The sequence below is a fragment of the Pseudoxanthomonas broegbernensis genome, assembly GCF_014202435.1.
In the GTDB taxonomy this organism is placed as follows: Bacteria; Pseudomonadota; Gammaproteobacteria; order Xanthomonadales; family Xanthomonadaceae; genus Pseudoxanthomonas; species Pseudoxanthomonas broegbernensis.
Map to the genome: position 1 here is coordinate 1 of NZ_JACHGU010000005.1, position 24,934 is coordinate 24,934.

General features: G+C 72.0%; 28 protein-coding genes. 11 read left to right on the forward strand and 17 right to left on the reverse strand.

Annotated elements, in window-relative coordinates; genetic code table 11:
- Window positions 1–429 precede the first annotated feature (429 nt).
- Entirely contained in the window at window positions 430–1,380 is a 951-nt protein-coding gene (locus tag HNR76_RS10785) for an IS481 family transposase (protein WP_162310399.1), read from the forward strand.
- Between the two features lie 54 nt (window positions 1,381–1,434).
- On the opposite strand, the gene HNR76_RS10790 is transcribed toward HNR76_RS10785, so the two are convergent.
- From HNR76_RS10790 to HNR76_RS10830, 9 genes are all read right to left on the reverse strand, one after another.
- Window positions 1,435–1,971: a YdeI/OmpD-associated family protein gene (locus tag HNR76_RS10790; protein ID WP_162310398.1), complete on the reverse strand. Its 537-nt coding sequence runs from the start codon at window positions 1,969–1,971 to the stop codon at window positions 1,435–1,437.
- 27 nt (window positions 1,972–1,998) lie between these two features.
- Window positions 1,999–2,250 (reverse strand): hypothetical protein, encoded by a 252-nt coding sequence (locus HNR76_RS10795; RefSeq protein ID WP_162310397.1) that lies wholly within the window; start codon window positions 2,248–2,250, stop codon window positions 1,999–2,001.
- Window positions 2,247–2,786 (reverse strand): hypothetical protein, encoded by a 540-nt coding sequence (locus tag HNR76_RS10800; RefSeq protein WP_162310396.1) that lies wholly within the window; start codon window positions 2,784–2,786, stop codon window positions 2,247–2,249. The genes HNR76_RS10795 and HNR76_RS10800 overlap by 4 nt, the downstream gene beginning before the upstream one ends.
- 179 nt (window positions 2,787–2,965) lie before the next feature.
- Window positions 2,966–3,445, reverse strand: coding sequence for a hypothetical protein (locus HNR76_RS10805; RefSeq protein WP_162310395.1), 480 nt, complete (start codon window positions 3,443–3,445; stop codon window positions 2,966–2,968).
- 109 nt (window positions 3,446–3,554) lie between these two features.
- Window positions 3,555–4,283 (reverse strand): HAD family hydrolase, encoded by a 729-nt coding sequence (locus HNR76_RS10810; protein ID WP_162310394.1) that lies wholly within the window; start codon window positions 4,281–4,283, stop codon window positions 3,555–3,557.
- Window positions 4,284–4,504: 221 nt separating this feature from the next.
- Window positions 4,505–4,861 carry an EF-hand domain-containing protein gene (locus tag HNR76_RS10815; RefSeq protein ID WP_162310393.1) on the reverse strand — a complete coding sequence of 119 codons (357 nt, stop codon included), beginning with the start codon at window positions 4,859–4,861 and terminating at the stop codon, window positions 4,505–4,507.
- A 207-nt stretch (window positions 4,862–5,068) separates the two neighbouring features.
- The gene (locus tag HNR76_RS10820; RefSeq protein WP_162310392.1) at window positions 5,069–5,461 is read right to left on the reverse strand and encodes a hypothetical protein; all 393 of its coding nucleotides are present in this window, start codon (window positions 5,459–5,461) and stop codon (window positions 5,069–5,071) included.
- Window positions 5,462–5,510: 49 nt separating this feature from the next.
- Window positions 5,511–5,729: a CPXCG motif-containing cysteine-rich protein gene (locus HNR76_RS10825; protein WP_246429114.1), complete on the reverse strand. Its 219-nt coding sequence runs from the start codon at window positions 5,727–5,729 to the stop codon at window positions 5,511–5,513.
- The gene (locus tag HNR76_RS10830; protein WP_425501770.1) at window positions 5,710–6,360 is read right to left on the reverse strand and encodes a M15 family metallopeptidase; all 651 of its coding nucleotides are present in this window, start codon (window positions 6,358–6,360) and stop codon (window positions 5,710–5,712) included. The genes HNR76_RS10825 and HNR76_RS10830 overlap by 20 nt, the downstream gene beginning before the upstream one ends.
- Window positions 6,361–6,665: 305 nt before the next feature.
- Here HNR76_RS10830 and HNR76_RS10835 point away from each other — a divergent pair, with 305 nt between their 5' ends.
- The 4 genes from HNR76_RS10835 to HNR76_RS10850 all read left to right on the forward strand — a co-directional run bounded on the left by HNR76_RS10835 (window position 6,666) and on the right by HNR76_RS10850 (window position 11,477).
- Window positions 6,666–8,135 (forward strand): C40 family peptidase, encoded by a 1,470-nt coding sequence (locus HNR76_RS10835; protein WP_246429115.1) that lies wholly within the window; start codon window positions 6,666–6,668, stop codon window positions 8,133–8,135.
- Window positions 8,132–9,229, forward strand: a complete 1,098-nt coding sequence (locus tag HNR76_RS10840; protein ID WP_162310390.1) for a dipeptide epimerase — start codon at window positions 8,132–8,134, stop codon at window positions 9,227–9,229. The genes HNR76_RS10835 and HNR76_RS10840 overlap by 4 nt, the downstream gene beginning before the upstream one ends.
- A 104-nt stretch (window positions 9,230–9,333) precedes the next feature.
- A complete protein-coding gene (locus HNR76_RS10845; RefSeq protein ID WP_246429116.1) occupies window positions 9,334–10,176 on the forward strand; it encodes a L,D-transpeptidase family protein in 843 nt (280 codons plus the stop codon).
- Window positions 10,173–11,477: an APC family permease gene (locus tag HNR76_RS10850; RefSeq protein ID WP_162310389.1), complete on the forward strand. Its 1,305-nt coding sequence runs from the start codon at window positions 10,173–10,175 to the stop codon at window positions 11,475–11,477. Before HNR76_RS10845 ends, HNR76_RS10850 begins: the two co-directional genes overlap by 4 nt.
- A gap of 64 nt (window positions 11,478–11,541) precedes the next feature.
- On the opposite strand, the gene HNR76_RS10855 is transcribed toward HNR76_RS10850, so the two are convergent.
- Both HNR76_RS10855 and HNR76_RS10860 read right to left on the reverse strand, forming a co-directional pair.
- Window positions 11,542–13,731 carry a glycoside hydrolase family 3 N-terminal domain-containing protein gene (locus HNR76_RS10855; protein WP_162310424.1) on the reverse strand — a complete coding sequence of 730 codons (2,190 nt, stop codon included), beginning with the start codon at window positions 13,729–13,731 and terminating at the stop codon, window positions 11,542–11,544.
- 364 nt (window positions 13,732–14,095) lie between these two features.
- Window positions 14,096–14,437 carry a BON domain-containing protein gene (locus HNR76_RS10860; RefSeq protein WP_162310388.1) on the reverse strand — a complete coding sequence of 114 codons (342 nt, stop codon included), beginning with the start codon at window positions 14,435–14,437 and terminating at the stop codon, window positions 14,096–14,098.
- Between the two features lie 187 nt (window positions 14,438–14,624).
- Here HNR76_RS10860 and HNR76_RS10865 point away from each other — a divergent pair, with 187 nt between their 5' ends.
- Window positions 14,625–15,671 carry an oxidoreductase gene (locus tag HNR76_RS10865; RefSeq protein WP_162310387.1) on the forward strand — a complete coding sequence of 349 codons (1,047 nt, stop codon included), beginning with the start codon at window positions 14,625–14,627 and terminating at the stop codon, window positions 15,669–15,671.
- Window positions 15,672–15,791: 120 nt separating this feature from the next.
- Here the strand turns inward: HNR76_RS10865 and gnd are convergent, their stop codons facing one another.
- Window positions 15,792–16,697, reverse strand: coding sequence for a phosphogluconate dehydrogenase (NAD(+)-dependent, decarboxylating) (gene gnd, locus HNR76_RS10870; protein ID WP_162310386.1), 906 nt, complete (start codon window positions 16,695–16,697; stop codon window positions 15,792–15,794).
- Between the two features lie 217 nt (window positions 16,698–16,914).
- Here gnd and HNR76_RS10875 point away from each other — a divergent pair, with 217 nt between their 5' ends.
- Together HNR76_RS10875 and HNR76_RS10880 are read left to right on the forward strand one after the other, a co-directional pair.
- Window positions 16,915–18,396, forward strand: a complete 1,482-nt coding sequence (locus HNR76_RS10875) for a GGDEF domain-containing protein (RefSeq protein ID WP_162310385.1) — start codon at window positions 16,915–16,917, stop codon at window positions 18,394–18,396.
- Between the two features lie 306 nt (window positions 18,397–18,702).
- Complete coding sequence (locus HNR76_RS10880; protein ID WP_162310384.1) at window positions 18,703–19,251, forward strand: hypothetical protein; 549 nt, start codon at window positions 18,703–18,705, stop codon at window positions 19,249–19,251.
- A 73-nt stretch (window positions 19,252–19,324) separates the two neighbouring features.
- Here HNR76_RS10880 and HNR76_RS10885 read toward each other — a convergent pair whose 3' ends face one another.
- Window positions 19,325–19,753 (reverse strand): organic hydroperoxide resistance protein, encoded by a 429-nt coding sequence (locus tag HNR76_RS10885; RefSeq protein WP_162310383.1) that lies wholly within the window; start codon window positions 19,751–19,753, stop codon window positions 19,325–19,327.
- Between the two features lie 114 nt (window positions 19,754–19,867).
- Between HNR76_RS10885 and HNR76_RS10890 the strand changes: the two genes are divergently transcribed.
- Window positions 19,868–20,695, forward strand: a complete 828-nt coding sequence (locus HNR76_RS10890; RefSeq protein ID WP_162310382.1) for an AraC family transcriptional regulator — start codon at window positions 19,868–19,870, stop codon at window positions 20,693–20,695.
- An 88-nt stretch (window positions 20,696–20,783) separates the two neighbouring features.
- Here the strand turns inward: HNR76_RS10890 and HNR76_RS10895 are convergent, their stop codons facing one another.
- The 4 genes from HNR76_RS10895 to HNR76_RS10910 all read right to left on the reverse strand — a co-directional run bounded on the left by HNR76_RS10895 (window position 20,784) and on the right by HNR76_RS10910 (window position 23,152).
- On the reverse strand, window positions 20,784–21,602 hold the full coding sequence (locus tag HNR76_RS10895; RefSeq protein ID WP_162310381.1) for a polysaccharide deacetylase family protein: 819 nt from the start codon (window positions 21,600–21,602) through the stop codon (window positions 20,784–20,786).
- A 331-nt stretch (window positions 21,603–21,933) separates the two neighbouring features.
- Window positions 21,934–22,260 (reverse strand): hypothetical protein, encoded by a 327-nt coding sequence (locus HNR76_RS10900; protein WP_162310380.1) that lies wholly within the window; start codon window positions 22,258–22,260, stop codon window positions 21,934–21,936.
- Between the two features lie 537 nt (window positions 22,261–22,797).
- Window positions 22,798–23,013 (reverse strand): antitoxin Xre/MbcA/ParS toxin-binding domain-containing protein, encoded by a 216-nt coding sequence (locus tag HNR76_RS15755; protein WP_425503968.1) that lies wholly within the window; start codon window positions 23,011–23,013, stop codon window positions 22,798–22,800.
- The gene (locus HNR76_RS10910; protein ID WP_162310379.1) at window positions 22,931–23,152 is read right to left on the reverse strand and encodes an AbrB/MazE/SpoVT family DNA-binding domain-containing protein; all 222 of its coding nucleotides are present in this window, start codon (window positions 23,150–23,152) and stop codon (window positions 22,931–22,933) included. The genes HNR76_RS15755 and HNR76_RS10910 overlap by 83 nt, the downstream gene beginning before the upstream one ends.
- 151 nt (window positions 23,153–23,303) lie before the next feature.
- Here HNR76_RS10910 and HNR76_RS10915 point away from each other — a divergent pair, with 151 nt between their 5' ends.
- Window positions 23,304–23,666, forward strand: a complete 363-nt coding sequence (locus HNR76_RS10915; protein ID WP_162310378.1) for a helix-turn-helix domain-containing protein — start codon at window positions 23,304–23,306, stop codon at window positions 23,664–23,666.
- Window positions 23,663–24,931 (forward strand): type II toxin-antitoxin system HipA family toxin, encoded by a 1,269-nt coding sequence (locus HNR76_RS10920; RefSeq protein ID WP_162310377.1) that lies wholly within the window; start codon window positions 23,663–23,665, stop codon window positions 24,929–24,931. The genes HNR76_RS10915 and HNR76_RS10920 overlap by 4 nt, the downstream gene beginning before the upstream one ends.
- The last annotated feature ends 3 nt before the right edge of the window (window positions 24,932–24,934 follow it).

The following is a 24,934-nucleotide window of genomic DNA, read 5'->3' on the forward strand; positions in this document are numbered from 1 at the left end:
CGGGCTGCTTGCGCATGCGCTGGTTCCAGACTGCAAGGAAACAGCGCTCAGCGTAGCGAAAACGGGGAGTGCCGGCACGCAGGAAATGCGCGGAAACGGCTGTACGTCATGCGTGGGATGAGTTTTTCAGGGGCGACTATTTCAATATTTCACAAATAAAATCATGTACATAAATCGGGCGCGCGCCTCCTGGGCGCACTAGATTTTCGCCCCCACGACGGCTCAGTGCGCGATAGCGCATACGAAAATGGCAAGGATAAACCCGACCGTTGCCGAGTCACTTGCCGGGTACACGTTCCTTGGACCTTGGACGCCCAGGTCACTGGCGACGCACACCGGGCTAGCTGTGATCTCTCAGTAGGTTGTTTATCCGGGGCATCTCTGGAAGATGGGGGTTGCGAAGCCAACCCAGCCCCCCAGGAGCCCCGGATGAACCTGCATAAACATGCCCGTCTTACGCCTCGCGGTCGAGCCCTGCTTGTCGAGCGGGTGATCGATCACGGCCTGCGGGTCGAGGAAGCCGCCCACGCCGCCGGGGTGAGCATCCGCACGGCGTACAAGTGGCTCCGCCGTTTCCGCGAGGAGGGCCTGGACGGGTTGCATGACCGCTCCTCGCGTCCTCTCCGATCCCCCACGGCAACCCCGCCAGGGGGGGTTGCGCAGGTGATCGCGCTGCGCCGCCAGCGACAGACCTATCGCCAGATCTCGCTGGCCTTGCCCGTCGGGCCGAGCACCATCGCCCGACTGATGCAGCGTGCCGGGCTGCATCGACTGGCGGAGCTCGCGCCGGCGCGCCCGGACAACCGCTATGAGTACCCGCAGGCGGGCGACCTGCTGCACCTGGACATCAAGAAACTGGGGCGCTTCTGGCGGCCCGGACACCGGGTCACCGGTGATCTCCAACGCGCATCCGACGGCGCCGGATGGGAGTTCGTCCATCTGGCCATCGACGACCACTCCCGGGTCGCCTTCGGCACCATCGAGAACGACGAGCGTGGCTCCAGCGCCTGTCGCGCATTGCTGCAGACATTGCGCTACTACCGAACCCTCGGCGTCACCTTTACCCGGGTGATGACCGACAACGGGGCCTGCTACAGGAGCCGGCGGTTCCGCCGACTCCTGCAGCGCCTGGGGCTGCGACACCTGCGCACACGGCCCTATACGCCACGCACCAACGGCAAGGCCGAACGGCTGGTCCAGACCGCGTTGCGCGAATGGGCCTACGCCCGTTCCTATGACAACTCCCACCAGCGCCAGCAGGCACTTCCTGACTGGCTGCACCGCTACAACTGGCATCGACCGCATGCCAGCCTGGGCTACAAGCCCCCTATCAGCCGACTCCAACTGCCGCTGAACAACCTCATGGGTTTACACAGCTAGCTCCGCGACGGCACGGCAGTACGAACCGTGGCGTCGCGGCTCGTCCCGGGTGGCCTAATCCGCCGGCTCGGGGGCGCCCAGGGCCTTGCTGTAGATTCCGGAGCGGTCGAAGCAGCAGGCGCGTCGCTTCCCGGACGCGAGCATGTCGCAGGCGTTGGCGATCCGTCGCTCGCGCGTCTCCGCCTTCTTCGCGGACGCGATCCAGTGGATCCAGTCTCGGCGCGCGACGGGGCTGAGGCTGGACCATTGCGTCCGTGCCGGCGGCGCGGCCGCCAACGCCTTCTTCAGGTCGGGCGGAACCCGGGGCTCCGGCTCCACCGCTACCGGCGCGACTTCGGCGGCGACCGTGTCGCCCGCGACGACACCGGCCGCCTCCCGCAGCGCACGGCCCACCTTGAGCCAGTGGCTGCCCTGGCCGTCCGGCTCCAGCGTGGCCTGGAAGGGATGGCCGCCGAGGGTGCCCTCGACGGTGGTCATGCTGCGCGTGGGCAGTTTCGCGCTGGCGTCCTTCGGCAGGACGAGGAAGGTCCAGGCCGCGCCCTTCGGGCTTGCCGGCCGCAACAGTTTCGCCTTGAAGCGGATGTTCGTCATGGCCAAAGGCGTCGCGCTCGCGCTTGCTCAGTAATGCAGTCCCAGTTCCACGATGCCGGGGCGGTGGGCTTCGTACAGGCTCTGGAATTCTTCCTCGGACAATTCGTCCGGCGCGTAGACCGCCACCGGCGGCCAGTCCCGTCCGTCCTGGGGCAGCGGAGTCCGCGGGCCGGCGCGCAGGGATACGCTGCGGCCATTCCAGTCGGTCACCAGCGGGGCGTCGGGCCACTGCGCGCGCTCCCAGCCTTGGGAATCGTAGAGCAGGATGATGGTGTTCATGGCGGGGACTCCTTCGGTTCCGGGGTATTCGCCTCGCGCTCGCGCAGGGCGCGCGCCAGCGCCGCATCCGGTTGCAACGGCCGCGCCCAGCGCCGGTAACTGTCCGCCAGCGCCAGGCGGACCTGTGCCAGTTCGCGCGTGCCGGTATCGAGGCCGTCCATCGCCGGGGACCAGCCTGCCTGCGCGCCGGCGCCGGCCCGGGCACGCACGACGCTGCGGCAGGTCGCCTCGAGCGCGCGCGCCAGGAAGCAGGCGAACCAGGCATCGCCGGCCTGCCAGCCGGGCTGGGCGAGCAGGCCGCGTACGTAGTCGCGTGGAACGCCGGCATAGCGCTCCACTTCCGCGGCGAATGCGGCGGGATGGCGGGAGGCGTAGCGGTCGATGTCGGCCAGGTGTGCGTCGAGCCATTCGTCGCCGGTGGCGTAGTGCGCGGGCAGCGGCGCCGGTGCGCCCAGCAGCACCGGCGGCATCGCCAGCAAGAGCAACAGGCCCAGGGCGATGCGCGTGACCGGATGCGGCATTGGCTGGCGGCGCATGCGGCCATTCTGCCGCAGCCGGGCGCGGCTGTCAGGGCTGGGGCGAAGCGGCCTGGCGACGAGCGGAAGGAAAAGCAGCGTATCCCTGGCCGTTGCGACGCCACGACCCTGGATGCCCGCGCGCCTTCGCGACGCGCGGCCATGGCTTCGTGAGCCTTGAGCACCCAGGCCGCGGCGTGTCAGTTCCTGCCGCGCCCCTGCGAATGGCCGTACCCGCGGCGCGAGTCGCGATGGTGGGCGCGGGAGCGGTCGGAATGGCGGTCGTCGTACCCGTAACCGGTGCGATAGTGCGGCGGCGCGGGGGTGTAGTGCCGCGGCGGCGCGGTGTAGTAGGGGCGCGGCGGATGCACCACGTGGTAGCGCGGCGGCGGCGGGACGTGCACCACCACCGGGCGCGCCACGTAGCGGTAGTAGACCGGGCGGCGCCAAGGGTCGTACTCGATCACCACCGGCTGGTAGTAGCCGCGCTCGTAGTAGTAGGGGTGGCCGCTGCGGAAGATCAGGTCGGCCACGTCCACCAGCACCCGGACCTGCACGTCGGTGGCCTCGGCGCGCAGCGGCACGACGGCGGCCGCCGCCCCGGCGCCCAACGACAACGACAGCAGGGCCGCGAACATCCAGGCGGAGCGCATGCGGCGGACGATCGGCTTTGCGGTCATGGCGGGCACTTCCCTCGGGTGTTGGAGTGAAGGTGCCGCGAACACGGTGAACCGTGCTTTAACCCGGCCGCCCGGAAACCCGCCGCCGCGCGCGCGGCGGCGGATGCGTTCAGCCGTCGTTGGCGCCCATCGCGACGATGCGCGCCACCGCCTCGCCGAGCTGCGCCGGCGATGGCACGGAAAGCACCCGCGGATGGGCTTCGGCCAGGCCGTGCTCGGCCTCGTGCGCCCAGGTCAGCGGATAGGGAACATGCACGCCCCACCCGCCCAGGCGCACCACCGGCTCGATGTCCGAGCGCAGCGAGTTGCCGATCATCACGAAGCGCGATGCATCGATGCCGAATTCGGCCAGCACCCTGGCATAGGTGGGCGGGTCCTTCTCCGAGACGATCTCGATGCGCGGGAACAGGTCGCCCAGCCCGGAGCGGGCGATCTTGTCCTCCTGGTGGAACAGGTCGCCCTTGGTGATCAACACCACCGGCCAGCGCGAGGCGATGGCGGCCACCGCCTCGCGGATGCCGTCGATCAGCTCCACCGGATGCTGCAGCGTGGCCCGGCCGATCTCCACCACGCGCTGCAGGTCGCGCGCGGCGATGCGGCCGTCGGTCAGCTCGATGGCCGCCTCGATCATCGACAGGGTCATGCCCTTGGCGCCGTAGCCGAACACCTTGAGGTTTCGGCGCTCCACCTCGAGCAGATGGCGCAGGGTACCGGCATCGTGCAGGTCGACGTAGCGGCCGATGATCTCCTCGTACTGCTTCTCGGCCGCGCGGTAATAGTCCTCGCTGCGCCAGAGGGTGTCGTCGCCGTCGAAGCCGACCAGGCTGATATCGGGCATGGGAGTGGCCACCGGTTTGCGCGGGAGCGCAGGATAACGCGGTGGCGGGTTGCGCGGCGGTGGGGTGTACTGTGGGTCGCCGGCTGTATCCGGCTCCTACAACGAAGAGTGGGACGTCCCAAAGTCTTCGCGCGCGGGAGGGAGGCGCCGAAGAACGCGGGGCGCCCGCCCGGGTACGCCGCCGTGCGCGGCGGGCAAGCACGCCGCGCACGGTGGCGCGGTCACTCCTGTGCGGCGTCCGCCTGCTGCTTCTGGACGTAGCTGCGGTATTCGTCGCCGGTCAGCTCGCCATCGGCGTCGCTGTCGGCCTCGGCGAATACGTTGGCCAGGCCGGCGTGGCGTTGCGCTTCCTGGCGGCTCAGGTTGCCGTTGCCGTCCGCATCCAGGTCCGCCCAGCTCAGGCCCTCGCCGCGGGCGGCGGACTGATGCGCCTGCTGCTCGGCCGCGCCGGTGGCTGGCGCATGGGTGGACTCGGCCTGCGCCGGCTGCGCGTCGGTCGGCGCAGTCTGCGCCATGGCCAGCGGCGCGGCGGCCAGGCCGAGGATGAGGAAACCAGGGATGAGGCGCGGGTGGGTCATGGCATGCTCCTGCGGAAGGGATGGGCGTGGACGCGTGCTTGCCATCCACGGCCATGAACTTGCCCGGCGGCGCATGAATCGCCCTTGCGGCGCGACCGGCGCCTCGACATGGGGTTAACCACCGCGCGGCGACGAACGTCTACCGCATCGGTTAGCCAGGCATGAGGAGCCGGTTAGGCGAAGGTTCAACCCACCGGAAACTGCGACCTACGTCGCCTCATCGCCGTCCGCGGCGGCGGCATCGACGCCCAAGCGGCCGCTGAACAGCCACCATCCCAGCACCGTGCCGCACAGCGATCCGATCACTTCCAGCAGCACGCGCGCGCCCAGGTGGTCGGCATCATGGATGCCGGCCAGCGCAAGGCGTGCGTACAGCGGCGATTCGAGCTTGGCCACGCCCAGGTAGAACAGGTTCCAGGTGTCGATGCCGGCGGCCACGACCACGGCGATCGCGGCGCCCCAGCCCACCGCCTGGCCGATGGACAGCCCGGCGCGGCGGCACACCCAGGCCCAGCCGGCGTATACCGCCACGCCGATGAGGAAGGCGATCAGCCCGGCTTCGAGAGCGCCGAGCAGACCGGTGTGCAGGGAGAGGTTCATTGAGGAGCGGCATGCGACGGGAACGCACAGTCTAAACGGCGCCGCCGCTTCAGGCCTCGTCCTCGCGCTGGGCGACCACGCGGGCGGGCCCCTCCGGCTGCTCGACGCTCACCGTCATCACCATGGGACGGCAGCACACCTGGCAATCCTCGACGTACTGCTGGTCGCCCGCGCCCGCGTCGACCGCCACGTCGATGGGCTCGCCGCAATAGGGACACCGCAGTTCCAGCCAGTCGATCATCGCAGCCTCAGCGCACGGGGAAATCATGGGCGGTGCCGGGGTCGGGCTCCGGGTGCAGGGTGTAGTGCCACCACTCCTGCGGATAGTTGCGCAGGCCCTGCGCGGCCATCGCCGCGCGCAGGCGCTGGCGGTGGTCGCGCTGCGCCGGCGCGATCGCCGCCGCGCCGGTGTGGGCCAGCGGGTCGAAGAAGTCGAACGGCGTGCCCATGTCCAGCGGGGCGCAGCCATCGGCGCCGCAGCGGACCAGGGTCGCGTCCAGGGTGGCGCCGCGGCTGTGCCCGGAGGTCGCGGCGATGTAGCCGGGCACCAGGGCCGCCTTGTCCACGCGCGGATACCAGCGCGCCTTCAGCGCCGGATCGTCCGGCCCGTCCGCCCAGGCCATGAAGCTGCGCACGGCGCGCACCGGGCGGTAGCAATCGTAGATGCGCAGACCCAATCCCTGCGCCCGCAGCGCAGCCTGTACCCGCGCCACGGCCTCGGCCGCCGGCCGCAGCAACCAGCAGCGGCCGCCTTCGTAGCCCGGCACCGGTGCACCGGTGAAGTTGTCGCTGCCCGCATAGCGCAGTTCCACCTGGACGTCCGGCGCCAGCGTGCGCACGTCGACCATGCCCGCGGCGGCCGCGTCGCCGGCGGGCGGCGGCATCGGTTCGGCCGCCATCGCCGGCATGCCGGCCAGCGCAAAGGGCGCGAGCGCGAGGAGGCGAAGACAGACGGCGCGGCGGGCGGATGCCCTGCCCGCACGCGGAAGGGGCGGGGTGGCCCCGGTGCGACGCTCGCCTGGAATCGGCACGTTCATGCTGCAGGGGCCGGGCCGTGGTGGAACCCAGGGTAATCCCGCCGCCTGGACGATGGGAATCCGGCTTGCGCGCCTGTCGTCCACGGATCCTCCGGGAAGGCGGCCGTCGCCAGCGTGCCGGAGGCTACACTTGCCGGCGCATGCCGGAATACGGGAACGCGATGCGCTTGAACACCGGCCCCCTCGCCACGCTGCCCGCATGCGCGGTGGCCGCCCCCCTGCCCGCGCGTACCGGTGCCCGCCGCTGCGCCGTGCTGGCCGCCGCCGTGCTGGCGCTCGCCGCGCCATTGCCGGGCACAGCCACGGAAGCCGAAGCGTTGCCGGTGATGGCCAGCGTGGACGCCGACGCGCTGTCTCCCGAACACTGGATCGCGAAGCTGGCCGAACCGGACCGGCCGATCCTGGACCGCGCCGGCATCCAGGCGCAGAACGCGCGCATGCGTGCGCTGGACCCCTCCATCCACGACCTCGCCACGCTGCCCGACCCGCTGCCGCGCGCATGGGTGCGCGAGCGGATCGAGGCACTGTCCGTCCTGCCGGCGAACCCGCTGTACGACGGCCACGGCACGCCGCTGCCGCCGCGTTCCCTTCGAATGCTGCGGCGCGCCCTGGCGCTGGAGGCGATCGCGCCGGAACGGCCGCTGCACTACGGCCTGGTCGTGCGCCGCGCCGACCTGCGCACCTTCCCCACCCGGGCGAGCGCTTTCTCCTCGCCGCGGGACACCGACATCGACCGCTTCCAGGAGTCGGCGCTGTTCCCCGGCGATGCGGTGGCGGTGCTGCACGAAAGCCGCGACGGCCGCTGGCTGTTCGTGGCCAGCGAGCGCTACCTGGCGTGGATCGCGGCCGCCGACGTCGCCCTGGGCGGGCGCGACGCCGTCCTCGGCTACGCGCGGCGCACGCCCTATCGGGTGGCCACCGGCGCGCACGTGCGTACCGCCATCGCCCCCGGCGAACCGCGCGTGTCGGCGCTGCCGCTGGAGATGGGCGTACGCCTGCCGCTGCGCGCGGACTGGCCGCCGGAGCAGCCGGTCCATGGCCAGCTCCCGGTGGCCGCGCACGTGGTCGAACTGCCGGTACGCGATGCCGAGGGGCGCCTGCAGGCGATGCCGGCGCTGGTCCCGCGCGCGGCGGACATGGCCGGCGACTACCTGCCGCTGACCCCGGCCCACCTCATCGGCCAGGCGTTCAAGTTCCTCGGCGAGCGCTACGGCTGGGGCCATGCGCACGGCACCCGCGACTGCAGCGGCTTTGTCTCCGAGGTCTACCGCAGCTTCGGCGTGCTGCTGCCGCGCAACACCGGCGACCAGGCTGCCAGCCCGGCCCTGGACCGCATCGCGTTCGCGCCGCGGGACGGCCATGCCGCGCGCATGGCCGCCGTGCGCGCGCTGCGGCCCGGCGACCTGGTCTACATTCCCGGCCATGTGCTCATGGCCATCGGCCGGCAGGACGGCATGACCTACGTGATCCACGACATCCATGGCGGCCGCTGGCGCGCCGCCGACGGCACCGTGGCCGAAGGCAGGCTCAACGGCGTGGTGGTCACGCCGCTGGAACCGATGCTGGCCGGCGACGGCCGGCCCTACGTCGACCACATGGTCGCCATCCAGCGGATCCGGCCGGCGGCCGCACCATGAGAATCGCCGCCATTGAGTTGGGCATGCTGCGCGTGCCGCTGAAGACCCCGTTCCGCACCGCACTGCGCACGGTGGAAGCCATCGAGGACGTGGTGGTGCTGCTGCGCACCGACGACGGCCGCACCGGCCACGGCAGCGCGCCGGCCACCGCGGCGATCACCGGCGACACCCACGCCTCGATCGTCGAGGCCATCGCCGGCCACATCGGCCCGCGCCTGATCGGACGGCCGGTGGACGAACTCAACCGCAACTGCGCGCTGGTGCAAGGCGCGCTGGCGGGCAACCCCAGCGCCAAGGCGGCGGTGGACATCGCCCTGCACGACGCGTGGGCGCAATTGCACGGCGCGCCGCTGTACCGGCTGCTGGGCGGCGGCGAGCCGGTCTTGCGCACCGACACCACCCTCGGCCTGGACACCGTCGAGGCGATGGTGGCCCGGGCCGTGGCCGCGGTGGAACAGGGCTACGACGCGCTCAAGATAAAGGTCGGCCGCGACACCGGTACCGACCTGGAGCGGGTCCGCGCCATCCACGCCGCCGTCGGCGGCCGCGCGCGCCTGCGCCTGGACGCCAACCAGGGTTGGAGCGCGCGCCAGGCGGTGCGCACGATGCGCACGCTGGAGGACGCCGGCATCCTGCCCGAGCTGCTGGAGCAGCCGGTCGCGGCCGCCGACATCGATGGCCTGGCCCACGTCAGCGCCCACATCCATACCCCGGTGATGGCCGACGAGAGCGTGTTCGGCCCGGCCCAGGCGGTCGAGCTGATCCGCCGCCGCGCGGCGGACATCGTCAACATCAAGCTGATGAAGGCCGGCGGCATCCACCAGGCCGCGCGCATCGTCGACATCGCCGCGGTCCACGGCGTGCGCTGCATGATCGGCTGCATGGTCGAATCGGCGATCGGCGCCGGCGCGGCCGCGCACCTGGCCGTGTCGCGCGCCGACACCCTCGTCCAGGCCGACCTGGACGGCCCCTCGCTGGCCCGCGCCAACCCGGTGGCCGGCGGCGTGGCGTTCGACGGCCCGCGCATCGTGCTGGCCGACGCACCCGGGCTGGGCATCGAGGCCATCGACGGCCTGCAGCCGCTGCCGCGATGAACGGGGCAACGGTTGCCAGGGCGTCGGCGCCGCACCAGGATCGGCGCATGCCGCACGGCAGGCCACCGACATCCACAGCGACATCCGCTTCATGGGGAAACCGCATGGCGCCCACCGCTCCCGATCACCGGCGTTCCCGCTTCCGCCCCGGCCACGGGCGGGCGTGCGCGGCCGCGCTGGCGCTGGCGGGCATCGCCGCGGCCGCCCTCCAGGCCGCGCCCATACACGCCCCGCCACACGCGCCCGCACACGGACCGCTGCATGGCGCGCGCCAGCTCGTGCTGGTGACCACCGAAGGCTGGGACGCCGACCACGGCATGCTGCGCCGCTACCGGCGCGACGCCGACGATGCGGCCTGGCACGAGGCCGGCGCATCGCGCCCCGTGGCCATCGGCCGGCACGGCAGCGCATGGGGCATCGGCCTGCACGCACCGGGCGATGCGGCGCGGGGCCCGCGCAAGCGCGAAGGCGATGGCCGCAGCCCGGCCGGCGCGTTCGCCCTGGACACGGCCTTCGGCTATGCCGATGCGGCCGCCACCGCACTGCCCTATGCGCCGATGCGCCGCGGGCACTACTGCATGGACGTGCCGGATTCGCCGCTCTACAACCGCATCGTCGATGCGCGCGACGTCGGCGCGGACGCGGTGGCCGGCTCCACCGAGCCGATGCGCCTGGACCTGCACCGCGACGGCGACCCGCGCTACCGCCTGGGCATCGTGATCGCGCACAACCCCGGCAACCTGCCCGGCGCGGGCAGTTGCATCTTCGTCCACCTGTGGCGCAGCCCGGGCGAGGCCACCGCCGGCTGCACCGCGATGGACGAGGCCGGCATGCGCGAACTGCTGGCCTGGCTCGACCCGCGTGCGCGGCCGCGCTTCGTGCTGCTGCCGGCGGCCGAGTACCGCCGGCTCGCGCGCGACTGGGCCCTGCCGCAGGGGGCCGGATGAGCGCCGCGCGCGACCCCGGCCCATCGCCGGGGCTGGTCCGCGCGGTCGGGCGCTGGCAGATCGTCGGCCTGTCCATCAACGACGTGGTCGGCAGCGGCATCTACCTGCTGCCGGCCGCCACCTTCGTGCTGCTTGGTCCGGCCAGCGTGTGGGCGGTGCTGCTGGCCGGGATGGTGGTGGCGCTGCTGGTGCTGTGCTACGCGCAGGCGGCCAGCTACTTCGACCAGCCCGGCGGCAGCTACCTGTACGCGCGCGAGGCCTTCGGCCGGTTCGTGGGCTTCGAGATCGGCTGGATGATCTGGCTCACCCGCATCGCCTCGGCCGCCTCGCTGAGCAACGGCCTGGCCGATGCGACCAGCCGCTTCTGGCCGGCGGCCGCGGCCGGCGCGGGGCGCACCGGGGTGATCGCCGTCTCGCTGGCCTTGCTCACCGCGGTCAACGTGATCGGGGTGAAATCGGCGGCGCGCACCGGGGTGGCGCTGGTGATCGGCAAGCTGCTGCCGCTGCTGCTGTTCGTGGCCATCGGCCTGTTCTACGTGGACTGGTCGTGGGCGCTGGCCGGCGGGCCGCCGGCCGCCGCCGACCTGGGCCGGCTGGGCGAGGCGGCGTTGCTGTTGCTGTTCGCGTATGCCGGCTTCGAGAACATCCCCGCCGCCGCCGGCGAATACCGCAACCCGCGCCGCGACGTGCCGTTCGCGCTGCTGACCATGATCGCCACGGTGACCCTGGTCTACGTGCTGGTGCAGCTCGTCGCCCAGGGCACCCTGCCCGGCCTGGCCGACTCGGCCACGCCGCTGGCCGACGCGGCGGCGCGCTTCGGCGGCGAAGGGCTGGCGCTGCTGCTGACGGTCGGCGCGACGGTCTCGATCCTGGGCACCAACAGCAACACCATGATGCTGGGGCCGCGCTTCCTGTACGCGCTGGCCGCCGACGGCTACGGGCCGCGCTTCCTGGCCGCGGTGCACCCGCGCTTCCGCACGCCTGCCGCGGCCATCCTCGTCCAGGGCGCGATCGCGCTGGCGCTGGCGCTGTGGGGCTCGTTCGTGGAACTGGCGCTGCTGTCGATGGTCACCCGGCTGCTGTCCTACATGGGCACGGCCGCGGCGGTACTGGTGCTGGCGCGCCGCTACCGCGACCGTCCCGATGCCCTGCGCCTGCCGGGCGGGCCGCTGGTTCCGGTGGCCGCGCTGCTGCTGTCGCTGGGGCTGCTGGCCAGCGCCAGCCCGGACAACCTGGCGGCGGTCGGCATCGCGCTGCTGGTGGGCGCAGCGATCTACCGGTTCCCGCGTCGCGATTCCTGAGCGCCGGCCGCGCGTTCGAACGCAGCACTGCGCCTGTAGGCGCCGGGTACGGCCGGCGCCAGGGTCACGGCAAGGACGCGGCCGGCGGCAGCAGTTCGAAGCTGACCGGCTCCCCCGCCGCCGCCGAGGGCGCGATCCAGACGTCGAAGCGGCCGGGCTCGGCGCCGAAGCTGCCGTCGGCGCGGGTGAACGCCACCTGCTCGCGGGTCAGCTCGAACACGACGTCGCGGCTCTCGCCCGGCGCCAGCGGCAGCTTGACGAAGCCCTTGAGCTCGCGCACCGGGCGCACCCGGCTGCCCACGCGGTCGTGCAGGTACAACTGCACCACTTCCTCGGCCGCGCGCGTGCCGGCGTTGCGCACGCTGGCGCGCACGGCCAGGGTGCCGTCCCACGCCAGCGCCGCCGCGTCCACGGTAGTGGCGCCATACTCGATGCGGCCGTAGCCCAGGCCGTGACCGAACGGGTACAGCGCCGCGTTGGGCTGCTCGCGCCAGCGCGCCTTGAACTCCGACATCTGCGGCGTCTCCGGCCGGCCGGTGCGTGGATGGTTGTAGAAATACGGCTGCTGCCCGGAATCGTGCGGGAAGCTCACCGGCAGCCGCGCCGACGGGCCGTGGCGGCCGAACACCACGTCGGCCACCGCATGCCCGGTCTGGCTGCCGAGGAACCAGGTGACCAGGATCGCCTGCGCGTCGCGCACCGCGCCCTCCAGGGCCAGCGCGCGGCCGTTGCGCAGCAGCACCACCAGCGGAGTGCCGGTGGCGGCGACCGCCTCGGCCAGCGCCTGCTGCACGGCCGGCAGCACGATCTGCGTGCGCGACTGCGCCTCGCCGCTGTAGCGCTGCGGCTCGCCCACCGCCAGCAGCACCACGTCGGCATCGCGCGCGGCCGCCACGGCGGCATCGACGCCGCCGTCCAGCGGCGTTTCCAGCGCGCAGCCGTCGACCACGTCCAGCACGGCGCCGGGCGGCAGCGCGGCGCGGATGCCGGCCTCCAGGCCGACGTAGCGCGAGCGGTCGCCGAACAGCGTCCAGCAGCCCTCGATGTTGTCCACGTCGCGCGCGAAAGGGCCGACCAGGGCGATGCGCCGGCCGCCCTGCAGCGGCAATGCGTCGCCCTCGTTCTTCAGCAGCACGATCGAGCGCCGCGCGGCCTCGCGCGCAAGCGCCTCGTGCGCGGGAAGGTGCGAGGCGTCGGCCTCGCGCACCGGGTCCAGCGAGCGGTAGGGATCGTCGAACAGGCCGAGGGCGGCCTTCACCGACAGCACCCGCCGCACGGCCGCGTCCAGCATCTCCAGCGTCACCTGGCCCGACTCGACCAGGGCCGGCAGGTGCTCGGCGTAGAAGCCGCTCTGCATGCTCATGTCCATGCCGGCGGTGAAGGCGCGCAAGGTGGCGTCGCGGTCGTCGGCGGCGTAGCCGTGGGCGACCAGCTCCATGTCGGCGGTGTAGTCGGACACCACCAGGCCGGGGAAGCCCCACTGCTCGCGCAGCACGCCGGTGAGCAGCGCGCGGTTGGCGCTGGCCGGCACTCCGTTGATGTCGTTGAAGGCGGTCATCACCGCCAGTGCGCCGGCGTCCAAGGCGGCCTTGAACGGCGGCAGGTGCACGTCGCGCAGGGTGCCTTCGGAAATCTCGACGTAGTTGTAGTCCATGCCGGCGGCCACCGCGCCGTAGGCGGCGAAGTGCTTGGCCGTGGCTAGCAGTGAATCGGGGGCGCGCAGGTCCTCTCCCTGGAAGCCGCGCACCCGCGCGGCGGCGAACGCGCAGCCCAGGAACGTGTCCTCGCCCGCGCCTTCGGCGCCGCGGCCCCAGCGCTGGTCGCGGGCGATGTCCACCGCCGGGGCGTAGGTCCAGTGGATGCCGGCAGCGGTGGCCTCCACCGCGGTGGCGCGGGCGGTGCGCCGCGCCAGCTCCGGCTCGAAGCTGGCCGCCTCGCCCAGCGGGATCGGGAATACCGTGCGCATGCCGTGGATCACGTCGGCGGCCAGCAGCACCGGGATGCCGAGCCGGCTCTCCTCCACCGCCACCCGCTGGATCTCGCGCCCCTGCGCCGCGCCGACGCCATTGAACAGCGTGCCCGCGCGACCGGCGCGCACCTGCTCGATCACCTCGTCGGCGTTGCGCCGGTTGGCCTCCGGGTTCACGTCCGGGGCGAAGGGCCGGACCATGTCGGCGAACACGCTCAACTGGCCGGCCTTCTCCTCCAACGTCATGCGCGCGAGCAAGGACTCGACTCGGGGGTCGACGGGCATCGCGTCGTTGGGCATGGTCCGGGAGGCTTGCGGGGGACGATGGCCGATTCTAGCGGAGGGCTTGGAGGGAAGCCGTTCCACGGTCGCGAAGAAGCCGCCGGAGAAAGGGAGCGACGCATCGAGCGCTCCTGGGCGGGGCCACCCTGCGCGCCGTTTTGCGGGTGCCGGCGACGCCGGGGCAACGAGGCCCGCGTGGCGGTCATCCGGGCATCGGGCCGGGGCGTCGACCGGAGTGGGTTCCTGCAGGCAGGGATACGGCGCAGGCTCGGGCGGCACGAAAGAAGGCGGCGCGGAGCCGAGGCCCCGCGCCGCCGTGGCGTCCCGTCGTCACTCCGGGCCGCCAGTGAACCGGTATCGGGTCGCGTCAGCGCGCGGCCACCTTCAGGCGCGAGGCATCCACCCGGGACACGCCGTCGATTTCGGCCGCGATGCGCTTGGCCTCGTCCACCTGGGCCTGCGTGTGGGCGGTGCCGGTGAGGAACACCACGCCGTTGACCGTGTCCACTTCGATCTTGGTGCCGGACACGTCGTTGTCGGCCAGCAGGCTGGACTTGACCTTGGTGGTGATCCAGGTGTCGTTGACCGGCTGCGCCGATTCGGCGTCGGCAGCGGGCTTCTTGTGGGGTGTGTCATCGTTGGCCAGCGCGGCGCCCGAGAACAGGAAGGCGGCCAGGGTGGCGGCGAGGATCGAGGCATTCTTGCGCATGTGCATGGGTCTCCGTTCGGGTGTGGGCGCAGTGTCGGCCGCGGGCCGTACAGCAGCGGTGAATTCCGGCGTGAAGGTTGTGCACGATTCAGCCCGATGAGGCGCACGTCACGGCCGCCGCCGACGCACCGAGGTTGCCGGGGCCTCTGCCGGCGCGTGTAATGCCCACGTCCTCCGGAGACCGCCCATGCCCGCCCCGCTCGATGTCGCTCTGCTCGGCTACGGCCTGGCCGGCCGCGTGTTCCATGCACCGCTGATCGCGGCCACGCCGGGCCTGCGCCTGCACACGGTGGTCTCGCGCGACCCGGCCGCTGTCGCCGCCGATCACCCGCATGCGCGGGTGGTGGCCGACCCGGCGCAGGCGTTCGCCGACCCGGCGATCGGCCTGGTGGTGGTGGCCACGCCCAACCACACCCATTCGCCGCTGGCGCTGGCCGCGCTGGACGCGGGCAAGCACGTGGTGGTGGACAAGCCGTTCGCGCTGGACGCGGCCGAGGCGGAATCGATGATCGAGGCGGCCGGCCGGGCCGGCCGAGTGCTGTCCGTCTTCCACAACCGCCGCTGGGACGCGGACTTCCTCGCCCTGCGCGCGCTGGTGGAGACCGGGGGGCTGGGCGATGTGATGGAACTGCACTCGCACTTCGACCGCTTCCGCCCGCAGGTGCCCGACCGCTGGCGCGACCGCGAGGGACCGGGCAGCGGCCTGTGGTACGACCTGGGTCCGCACCTGGTCGACCAGGCGCTGCAGTTGTTCGGCCCGCCGCTGGCGGTGTGCGCCGACCTGGGCCGGCAGCGCGATGGCGCCAGCGCGGTGGACTGGTTCCACGTGCGCCTGCGCTACGCGCGCCTGCGCGTACTGCTGCATGCCGGCACGCTGGTACCCGGCCACGGCCTGCGCTTCGCCGCGCACGGCACCGGCGGCAGTTGGATCAAGCACGGGCTGGATCCGCAGGAGGAGGCGTTGCGCGCCGGCCACGCGCCCGGCGGCGCGGACTGGGGCCGCGACCCGCAGCCGGGCGCCTGGCTGCGGGTGGACGCCGATGGCACGGTGCGCGAGGCGGCGGCCACCGGGCCGCGCGGCGACTACACCGCCTACTACGCGCGGCTGCGCGACGCGCTGGTGGACGGCGCGCCGCCGCCGGTCACCGCGCAGGAAGCGCTTCTGGCGATGCGGGTGATCGACGCGGGCATCGCCAGCGCGGCGCAGGGGCGCGAGGTCGCCTTCGCCGGCTGAGCGGCCGCGGCGCCGCGACGAAGCCCCGCCCCGTCCAGGCGGCATCGCGGCGCACGGCCACGCAGAGGCGGTGTACGCGTGCCCGGCGGCGGCGCGCAAGCCCGCGGGCCGCCCGGCCGATCACCCCTGGCGCACGCCGTGGCCGCCGAAGCGGTCGCGCAGCGCGGCCAGCATCTTGTCGGCGAAGGAATCGTCCTCGCGCGAGCGCAGGCGTTCGAGCAGCGCCAGGGTGATCACCGGCGCGGACACGTCCAGGTCGATCGCCTCGGCCACGGTCCAGCGGCCTTCACCCGAATCGGGCACGTAGGGGGCGATGCCCTCCAGCGCGGGATTGTCGGCCAGCGCATCGGCGGTCAGGTCCAGCAGCCAGGAACGGACCACGCTGCCGTGGCGCCAGATCTCCGCCACCTGCGGCAGGTCCAGGGCCAGCGACTCCTTGCGCTGCATGATCGCGAAGCCTTCGGCGTAGGCCTGCATCATCCCGTACTCGATGCCGTTGTGGACCATCTTGGCGAAATGCCCGGCGCCGCTGGGCCCCACCCGGCCCCAGCCGCGGTCCGGCGCCGGCGCCAGCGCCTCGAACGCCGGCCGCAGGCGCTCGGCCGCGGAGGCGTCGCCGCCGACCATCAGGCTGTAGCCCTCGCCCAGGCCCCACACCCCGCCGCTGGTGCCGCAGTCCAGGAAATGCACGCCCTGCTCGCGGCATTGGCCGGCGCGGCGCTGGCTGTCGCGATAGTTGGAGTTGCCGCCGTCCACCAGCACGTCGCCGGCCTGCAGCAGCGGGCGCAGCGCCTCCAGGGTGGCATCCACCGGCGCCCCGGCCGGCACCATCAGCCACAGCGTGCGCGGCGCCGGCAGGGCGGCGACCAGCGCGGCCAGCGAGTCGGCCGTCTCCAGCCCCCGCTCCTCCAGGCCCAGGCGCGCGGCCTCGCCCGGGTCGTAGCCGACCACCCGGTGCCCGCCGCGCTGCAGCCGCTGGGCCATGTTCGCGCCCATCTTGCCCAGACCGATCATGCCGATATCCATGCCACCTCCGTCGCTCTTGGAAAGCCGCCAGCCTCGCACGGACCGGCCGCCCTGCCCACCCGGCCGCCGCCGTCCGGCCCCGCCGGCTTCACGCCGGGGCGCCGGCGGCGTACCGTCGCATATTCAGGCCCGCGCCCGCCGAACCGCCAGGCAGGCGTCCCGCCCCTTTTCCGGCCATGCGCCACGGCGCGCGTGGCCGGCGGAAACGGAGTCCCGCATGGTCATCCGCAGCAAAGCCCCCGCCTCCGCACACGCACCCGCCGCGGCCGCCGTCCCGGCGGCGCTGGAAGCGGCCGCCCACGATCCGCGGGCCCTGCTGCCGGCCTTCGCCGAGGACATGGCCGCGCTGCCCGGGGAACTGGGCGACCTGGGACGGCGCCTGCAGTCGGCCTGCCAGGGCGAGGACTGGGCCACCTGTGCGCGGGTGCTGCGCCAGTTCCTGGACAAGTACCTGCGCGGATTCGCCCAAAGCCTGGATGCGCCCAGCGGCGCGGCGGCCGAGTCCGAGCAACTGCGCGAACTGCTGCGCCAGGCCGTCGGCGTGGCCCTGGCCTCCTTGCTGCAGCCGCTGCCGGCGCTGGCCGACGAGTCCAGCGCCCTGGGCAGCGAGCTGAAGCAATGGCAGCCGGGCAAGGAGCTGGCGCCGCTGGCCCGGCGCGTGCGCGAGCTGTGCCACCAGGTCGGCGTGCACGCCGGCGACGCGACCGAGCAGCAGGCGCTGATGCTGAGCCTGTTCGACCTGCTGCTGGAGAACCTGGCCGAGCTGCTGGAGGACGGCAGTTGGCTGCAAGGCCAAGTGGCGGTGGTGCGCGAGCTGCTGGCCGGCGACCCGGACCGGCAGACCCTGGAGGCCACCCGCCAGGGCCTGCGCGAGATGGTCTACCAGCAGGGCCTGCTCAAGCAGGGCATCGTCGACTCCAAGGACGCCATGCGCGGGATGATGGTGACCTTCGTCGAGCGCCTGGACGGCATGTCTGCCAGCGCCGGCCAGTTCCAGAGCCGGCTGGAGAACCACATGCAGGCGGTGCGCCAGGCGCGCAGCATCACCGAGCTGGGCAAGCGCCTGGACGAGGTCCTGGAAGACACCGTGCGCCTGCAGGAACAGGCCCAGCGCGCGCGCGCGCAGATGGCTACCGCGCGCGAGGAGGTGGACGCGGCCGAGGCGCGGGTGCGCGAGCTGGAAGCGCAACTGCGCGACGTCAGCGAGCTGATCGCCACCGACCCGCTGACCGGCGCGCTGAACCGGCGCGGCTTCGAGGAACTGTACGAGCGCGAGGTGGCCCGCGCCGAACGCGAGGCCCGGCCGTTGGCCCTGGCGGTGCTGGACCTGGACGCGTTCCGCAAGCTCAACGCCGACCACGGCCATGCCGGCGGCGACGCCGCGCTGCGCCACGTGGTGGAGGTGATCCGCGAAGGCCTGCGCGCCAGCGATGCGGTCTTCCGCTACGGCGGCGAGGAATTCGTGCTGCTGCTGCCCGGATCGGGCCTGGACGAGGCCACCGCCACGGTGCACCGCCTGCAGCGCGAACTGGCCGCGCGGCCGCTGCGGCACGAGGGCCGTCGCATCTGCGTGGCCTTCAGCGCGGGGGTGGCGGTGCGCCAGCTCGGCGAGGAACGCGACCACCTGGTCCGCCGCGCCGACCGGGCGATGTACGAGGCCAAGCACGCCGGCCGCAACCGGGTGGTCGCCGCGCACTGAGCAGCATGGCGGCGGTCCCTGGCTGCCGGGCGTATCGCCGGCTGAACCCGGCGCCCGCAGTGGCCCGGCCGGTGCAGCGCATTTGTAGGAGCCGGCTTCAGCCGGACCGCCCGCGTCCATCGTCAGGGACCCGCCCCCCCGCCGCGTCCGGCCGTCGGCGCACCATTGCCGGCGCAGGCCAGGAAGGCTAGCGTGGATCGTCGCAGGGGCCGCCCGACCCTCGCGATGCGATGCGCCCGGCCGCCACGCCGCTGCACCCGGCTGCGGCCATGCGCCTCGCGGTCCCCCTACTTCGAGGACACGCGCATGAACGACCCCGCTGGACTTCCCCTGGCCCTGTACCAGGCCAACCTGGAACTGCAGGCGCGGATCGGCCGCCTGATCCAGGAAAGCAGCCGGCACTGGCTCGATTTCGGCCAGCGCCTGGCCGGCGGCATGGCCGGGCCCGAGCCCGGCCTCCAGGCGATGCTGCGCTCCCAGGACTGGCAGGCGCTGGCATCGCTGCCGGCCGAGGCCTTCTGGCGCCAGTTGCAACCGCGCCCCGACGACCACGTGGCCATCGCCCAGATCGCGGTGGCCGCACAGACCGCCTTTTCCCGCGGCCTGCAGGACGCGGTGCAGGACTGGCAGCGCCGCACCGTCGGCGCCCTGGACGATGCCGGGCTGACCGCCGCGGTGAGCGACCCGGCCTGGGAAGCGCTGTTCCGCAGTTGGCGGGCGCTGATGCCGCCGCTGCCGGGGCAGGACGCTGGCGGCGCGCCCACGCCCACGCCCGCGCCGCGCAAGCGGCCGGCGGGCAAGCCGGCCGCTTGCGCGGCCGCGGCGAAGAAAGGGGCCCCCCGGCCGCGCCGCTGACGGCGCGCCGCTTGGCGGCGGCACCGGGCCCGTCGGCACCGCCGCGGTGATCGTCGCGGCGGTGCCGACGCGATCACTCGACGATGCGCGCGACCTCGATGTTGCCGCGGGTGGCATCCGAATACGGGCACACGATGTGCGCCTGCTCGACCAGCTCGCGCAGCTTTTCCTGCGGCACACCCGGCGCGGAGATGCGCAGCTCCACCTTCAGCCCGAAGCCGGTCGCATTCGGGCCGATGCCGACCTGGCCGCCGACCCGCGTATCGGCCGGCAGCGCCACCCCGGCCTTGCCCGCCACCAGCTTGAGCGCCCCCAGGAAGCAGGCCGAATAGCCGGCGGCGAACAACTGCTCGGGATTGGTGCCGGGACCGCCGGCGCCGCCCAGCTCGGCGGGCACGGACAGGCGCACGTCCAGCACGTTGTCGGAAGACACGGCACGGCCATCGCGGCCGCCGGTCGCGGTGGCCTGGGCGGTGTAGAGGACCTTTTCGGGGGAAGACATGGCACAGCTCCTTGGCTGATGGAGGGGATCGAACACAGGCAGGGACATACTCTGCCCGTCCGGACGATACTTTGCGTAACAGGGAGTCCCTGAAACCCGACCTGGAGTATCGCCATGACCGACCGCCTGGAAGCCCTGCTGGCCCATTCCCCGCTCAGCGCCCGCGCCTTCCATGCCGGCGCGGTATGCGGGATCCGCGACCTGGAGGACGGCGAGGGCGGCTACCTGCACCTGATCCGCAGCGGCACGGTCGAGGTGCTGCACGACGGCGCCGCGGTCGCCCGCATCGAGGAACCCAGCCTGCTGCTCTACCCGCTGGCGCAGCCGCACCGCTTCCGCACCGACCCGCGCCACGGCGCCGACCTGGCCTGCGCCCGGCTGCTGTTCGATGGCGGCGCCGGCCATCCCATCGCCGCCGCCCTGCCCGCCTTCACCTGCCTGCCGCTGCGCACCCTGCCCGGCGGCGATGGCGTGCTGGCACTGTTGTTCGAGGAAGCGTTCGCGCGCAACTGCGGGCGCCAGGCGATGCTGGACCGGTTGTTCGAGGTAGTGCTGATCCAGGTGCTGCGGCAACTGATGGAGGATGGGCGGGTCCAGGCCGGGCCGCTGGCCGGGCTGGCCCACCCGCGGCTGCGCCATGCGCTGGCGGCCATGCATGCCGAACCGGCGCGCGGATGGTCGCTGGAGACCCTGGCCGCGTGCGCGGGCATGTCGCGCAGCGCCTTCGCCAACGCCTTCCGCGACACCGTCGGCTGCCCCCCCGGCGCCTACCTGCAGCGCTGGCGCCTGGACCTGGCGCGCAAGGCCATGCGCCAGGGCTGGCCGCTGAAACGGGTGGCGATGGAGGTCGGCTACGGCAGCGAGACCGCGCTGTCGCGCGCGTTCAAGGTGTGCAGCGGGCTTTCGCCGCGGCAATGGCGGCGGATGCAGGAAGCGGGCTGAGGACGATAGGAGGTGCCGGTACGCCGGGCATGGCGGGTCGCCGGATGCAACCGGCTCCTACAACCGCGCTCCACCGCGCCGCGATGGATCACGGCGTGGCGGACGCCTCCCGGTCGCGCACCCAGCGCGCGATGTCGAGGAAGGTGGCGGTCCAGTACACGTCCCGGTGCCGGTCCAGGTAGTCCAGCAGTTCCTCGTGCGCCTGGGCCGACACGCTCATGTAGTCGCCGCCGATGCCATGGAAGGTGAACGCGGCCACCGTGCCGCTGCGCGCCGCCGCCTCCACCCGGGCGATCAACTGCGCGCCGGTCACGCCTTCCGGCGCCTCGATCGGCACCGCGTAGCGGTCGAAGTCGGCCATGCTCCGGGCCGCGTGCGCGCCCTGGCTGACCTTCATGCCGGCGAACAGCTCGCGCACGCCATCCACGTATTCGCCGTCGCTGGCGCCGCGGTCGCCGCAGGGCGCGGTGAAGGTGCGCTCGGTGCGCCCGTCCAGCACCTGCAGGAAGGCATTGGCAGCGCGCACCTGGTCCTGCATCTGCGCGGCGGTGGTGGTGCTCAGGTCGCGGTGCGCCTCCACCCAGTCGCGGCCCGGGCGGGAACCATCGCACTGGTGGAACAGGGTGTGGTTGCCCAGTTCATGCCCGTGGCCGGCCACCGCGCGCCATTCCTGCGCCCGCCCGGGCAGGTTGCCGCGGCCGGGGGTCAGGTAGAAGGTGGCCTTGAACCCATGCCGGTCCAGCGCCGGCACCGCATTGTCCAACTGCGAATCCAGCGCATCGTCGTAGGCCAGGCTGACCGCGGCCTTCGCGGTGCCAGGCCAGGCGAAATCCTGCGCCTGCAGCGTCCACGTGCAGGCCAGCAGCAACAGCAGGCACGGCCCTTGCGGCCGACGGCGAATCCCCATGGCACTCCCTCCCGATCACATCGATTGCCTCGCGTGCCGGTCCGTGGCCGGGCACGCGGTCCGGGGCGATGATGGCACGGCCGCGTGCCACGTGCGCGCCGCGCGGACGCGGGCCCGGCAGCGCATGCGGTCCCACGGGAGCCGGTGCCCGGCCATGGAAACGCGACGCCGCATCCCGACGCATAGGCGCCGGGTACGGCCGCGGCCGCCCTGCCTGCTCGCCGGCGCCTCGTGGCTCCGCGTGCTGTCGTCGACTGGAGCCGGCGGCGGCAGACGGGCGGCGGCAGACGGGCGGCGGCCCACCCCATCAATGGACCGCCATTAGCCGCCATCAATCGGTGATTTTATAGCGGCCCAGTTCGCACAGGTCCTGGGTGTCCTCCAGCACCTCCAGGCCGGAATCCTCGTCGAACTCGAAGCGCATGTCGTAGCTGCACTGGCTGCGGCCATCGGCGATGGTCACGCTCACTGATTCGCCCGGCCCCAGCACGTCCGAACCGAGGACGTCCTCCTCCCACTCATCCACGTCCGCGGGCGAGGCATGGAAATAGACCACGACGGCCCCGGTGCCGTTCTCCAGCGTGAATACCAGGTCTTCGGCCTGGGCGACCGCGGGCATGGCGACGGCCAGCGCGGCGGCAACGAGCAAGTGCTTCATGGTTTCCCCGATTGCGGGCGCACCGGTACGGAGGCGCGCGGTCCGGCCGGGCGGCGCCCGACCGGGTTTCTATCGGCCCCGCCGCGGCACAAGTTGAGCGCGGCGTTCGGAGGGCGGCGTTGGCGGCCCGAAGGGCGGACCGGCAGCGAGGGCCTTGGGATTCTCGATGCTAGCTAGAAGGATGCCCTGGGCAGGACCGTTGGGGATCGAACCCCCTGCGGGAATCTTCGCACCGCCGGCCGCTTGCACGCCGGGCCGGGGGAAGAGTGGAGCGGGTGATGGGAATCGAATCTAACCCATAACCCGTTGAGTAATAACGATTTTCCTAGCCGTCCATTGCGAGTTGGACTGCTACTTGGACTTAGTCTAAACCACACGTCGAAAGCCCGGCAATGCACGCGTCCACCACGAACCAGCGACGGCTACCAACAGCCAACGACATAGTTCCGCCGACAGGCGCATCCCGCCCGTGGTCAGCGCGGCACGAGGTCGCACTACTCCAAGTGGCGTCCTTCCCCTCACCGAAGGGCGCGACGATCATCCAGCCGCACCGCCGGCGAGCGATTCCAAATAGGCGATGACCGCATCGACCCGGCCTTCCTGGATCAGGGCGTCGGCGGTCTTGTAGCCGAAGGCGCGCAGCGGCTTCTGAAGCCAACCAGCACGCGCGTCATTGTTGATGTGCCCAATCGAGGGCCGCCTCCACATCCTGCTCGGTAATTCCCAGCCGCCGCAGCTTTTCGCGAACGGCATAAGCCTTCTGAGTTGGAACCGGGGTCAGGACGATACGATCACCTTCAATCGTGACCTCGAAGTACTCGGCCTCCCCAAGACTGGGCACGACAGCCGTCGGCAAGGTGATCCGGCGCTTTGATGTGAGCTTGACGAGCATGTCCGGTCTCCGGGAGCAGTCGCAGGCATCCTGGCCCTATCTGTACTGCATCAAGTTGCCAGGCTAGGGCCGCCCGGCTAAGCAGCGCCAGCCTTAGCGAATTTAACTCTATTATAGACAATATAAAGTTTTTATGTCTAGAATAGAAAACATGCCCCGCAAACCACCCATCGTCTTCCCTCAAGAGCAACGCTTACTCTCCGAACTGGGAGAGCGGCTGCGCTTGGCCCGGCTGCGGCGCAAGCTGAGCAACGCCGTCGTGGCGCAGCGGGCGGGCATCTCGCGAACCACCTTGTATAAGGTGGAAGCCGGCGACCCGGGAGCCACACTGGGCTCCTACGTCCGGGTACTGGCAGTGCTCGGCCTGGAGAACGATCTACAAGCGCTTGCCGCCGACGACAAAGTTGGACGGAAGCTCCAAGACTTGGCCCTGGCACCACCGGCGCGGCGGCCACGCGCCGCCGGCAAGCGCACCGATCCAGCCCCGCCGCCCGACACGAAGCCCTCGTCATGAGCCCGCCGGACAACGTACTGGAAGTGTGGCTCGACAGCGACCTCGGCCCAGCCTGCCAGGTCGGCACGCTGGCGCATGACCGCGGCCAGATCCGCTTCCACTACGACCGCGACTGGCTTAAAGACCCTCGGGCCTTCGCGCTCGATCCGGATCTGTCGCTCGACGAATCCCCCTTCTTCCCGAAACCAGAGCTCGGCAACTTCGGCATCTTCCTGGATTCCTCGCCCGATCGTTGGGGCCAGACCCTGATGAAGCGCCGCGAGGCGCTGCAGGCCAAGGACGAGAACCGGACGCCCCGCACCCTCTATGCCTGGGATTTCCTGATCGGCGTGCAGGACTTGACGCGCCAGGGGGCGCTGCGCTTTCGCCGGGCAGGTACCGACACCTTCCTTGGCAACGAGAAGATGGCGGCCCCGCCGGTGACCACCCTGCGCGAACTTGAGGCCGTTGCCTATCAGCTCAGCAGCCGCCGGATCGACGATCTCGACGCGTTGCGAAAATGGCTCGCCGTACTGGTGGCACCCGGCGCATCCCTCGGCGGCGCACGGCCGAAGGCCAACTTCACGGAAACCGACGGTTCCCTCTGGATCGGCAAGTTCCCTGCACGGGACGACGACAGGGACGTGGGGGCCTGGGAGTACGTGGCGCATACCCTGGCCCGGAAGGCCGGCGTGGATGTGCCGCCTGCCAAGCTGGTCCGGTTGAACAACGAATTCCACACCTTCTGCGTCCAACGCTTCGACCGTGTGCAGGGCACGCGGCGCTTCTATGCCTCGGCCATGACCTTGCTTCGCAAGGAGCACAGCGAAGGCACCAGCTACCTCGAACTGGCGCAATTCCTGCGCGCCCAAGGCGACGCCGCGCATGCGGATGCCGACCTGGCGCAGTTGTTCCGGCGCATCGCTTTCAACGTGGCCGTCGGCAACCGGGACGACCATCTGCGCAACCACGGGTTCGTGCTGGGCGAAACAGGGTGGCGACTGGCCCCCGCCTTCGACGTCAACCCGAACATCGACAAGGCCGAGCACGTCCTGAACCTTGATGATGCGGACAACCGGCCGAGCCTGGAGACGACTCTCAGCACGGCGGCGTTCTACGGGCTTGGCGACGACCAGGCCCAACAGGTCGTGAAAGAAGTCGTGGCAGCGGTCGATGGATGGCAAGACGCTGCGCGCAGGGCGGGTATCGCAGGCGCCGACATCAACCTGACGGCGGGAGCCTTCTCGGCCCATGCGGAGTTTCGTGCGGCTACAGACCACCCCTAACCC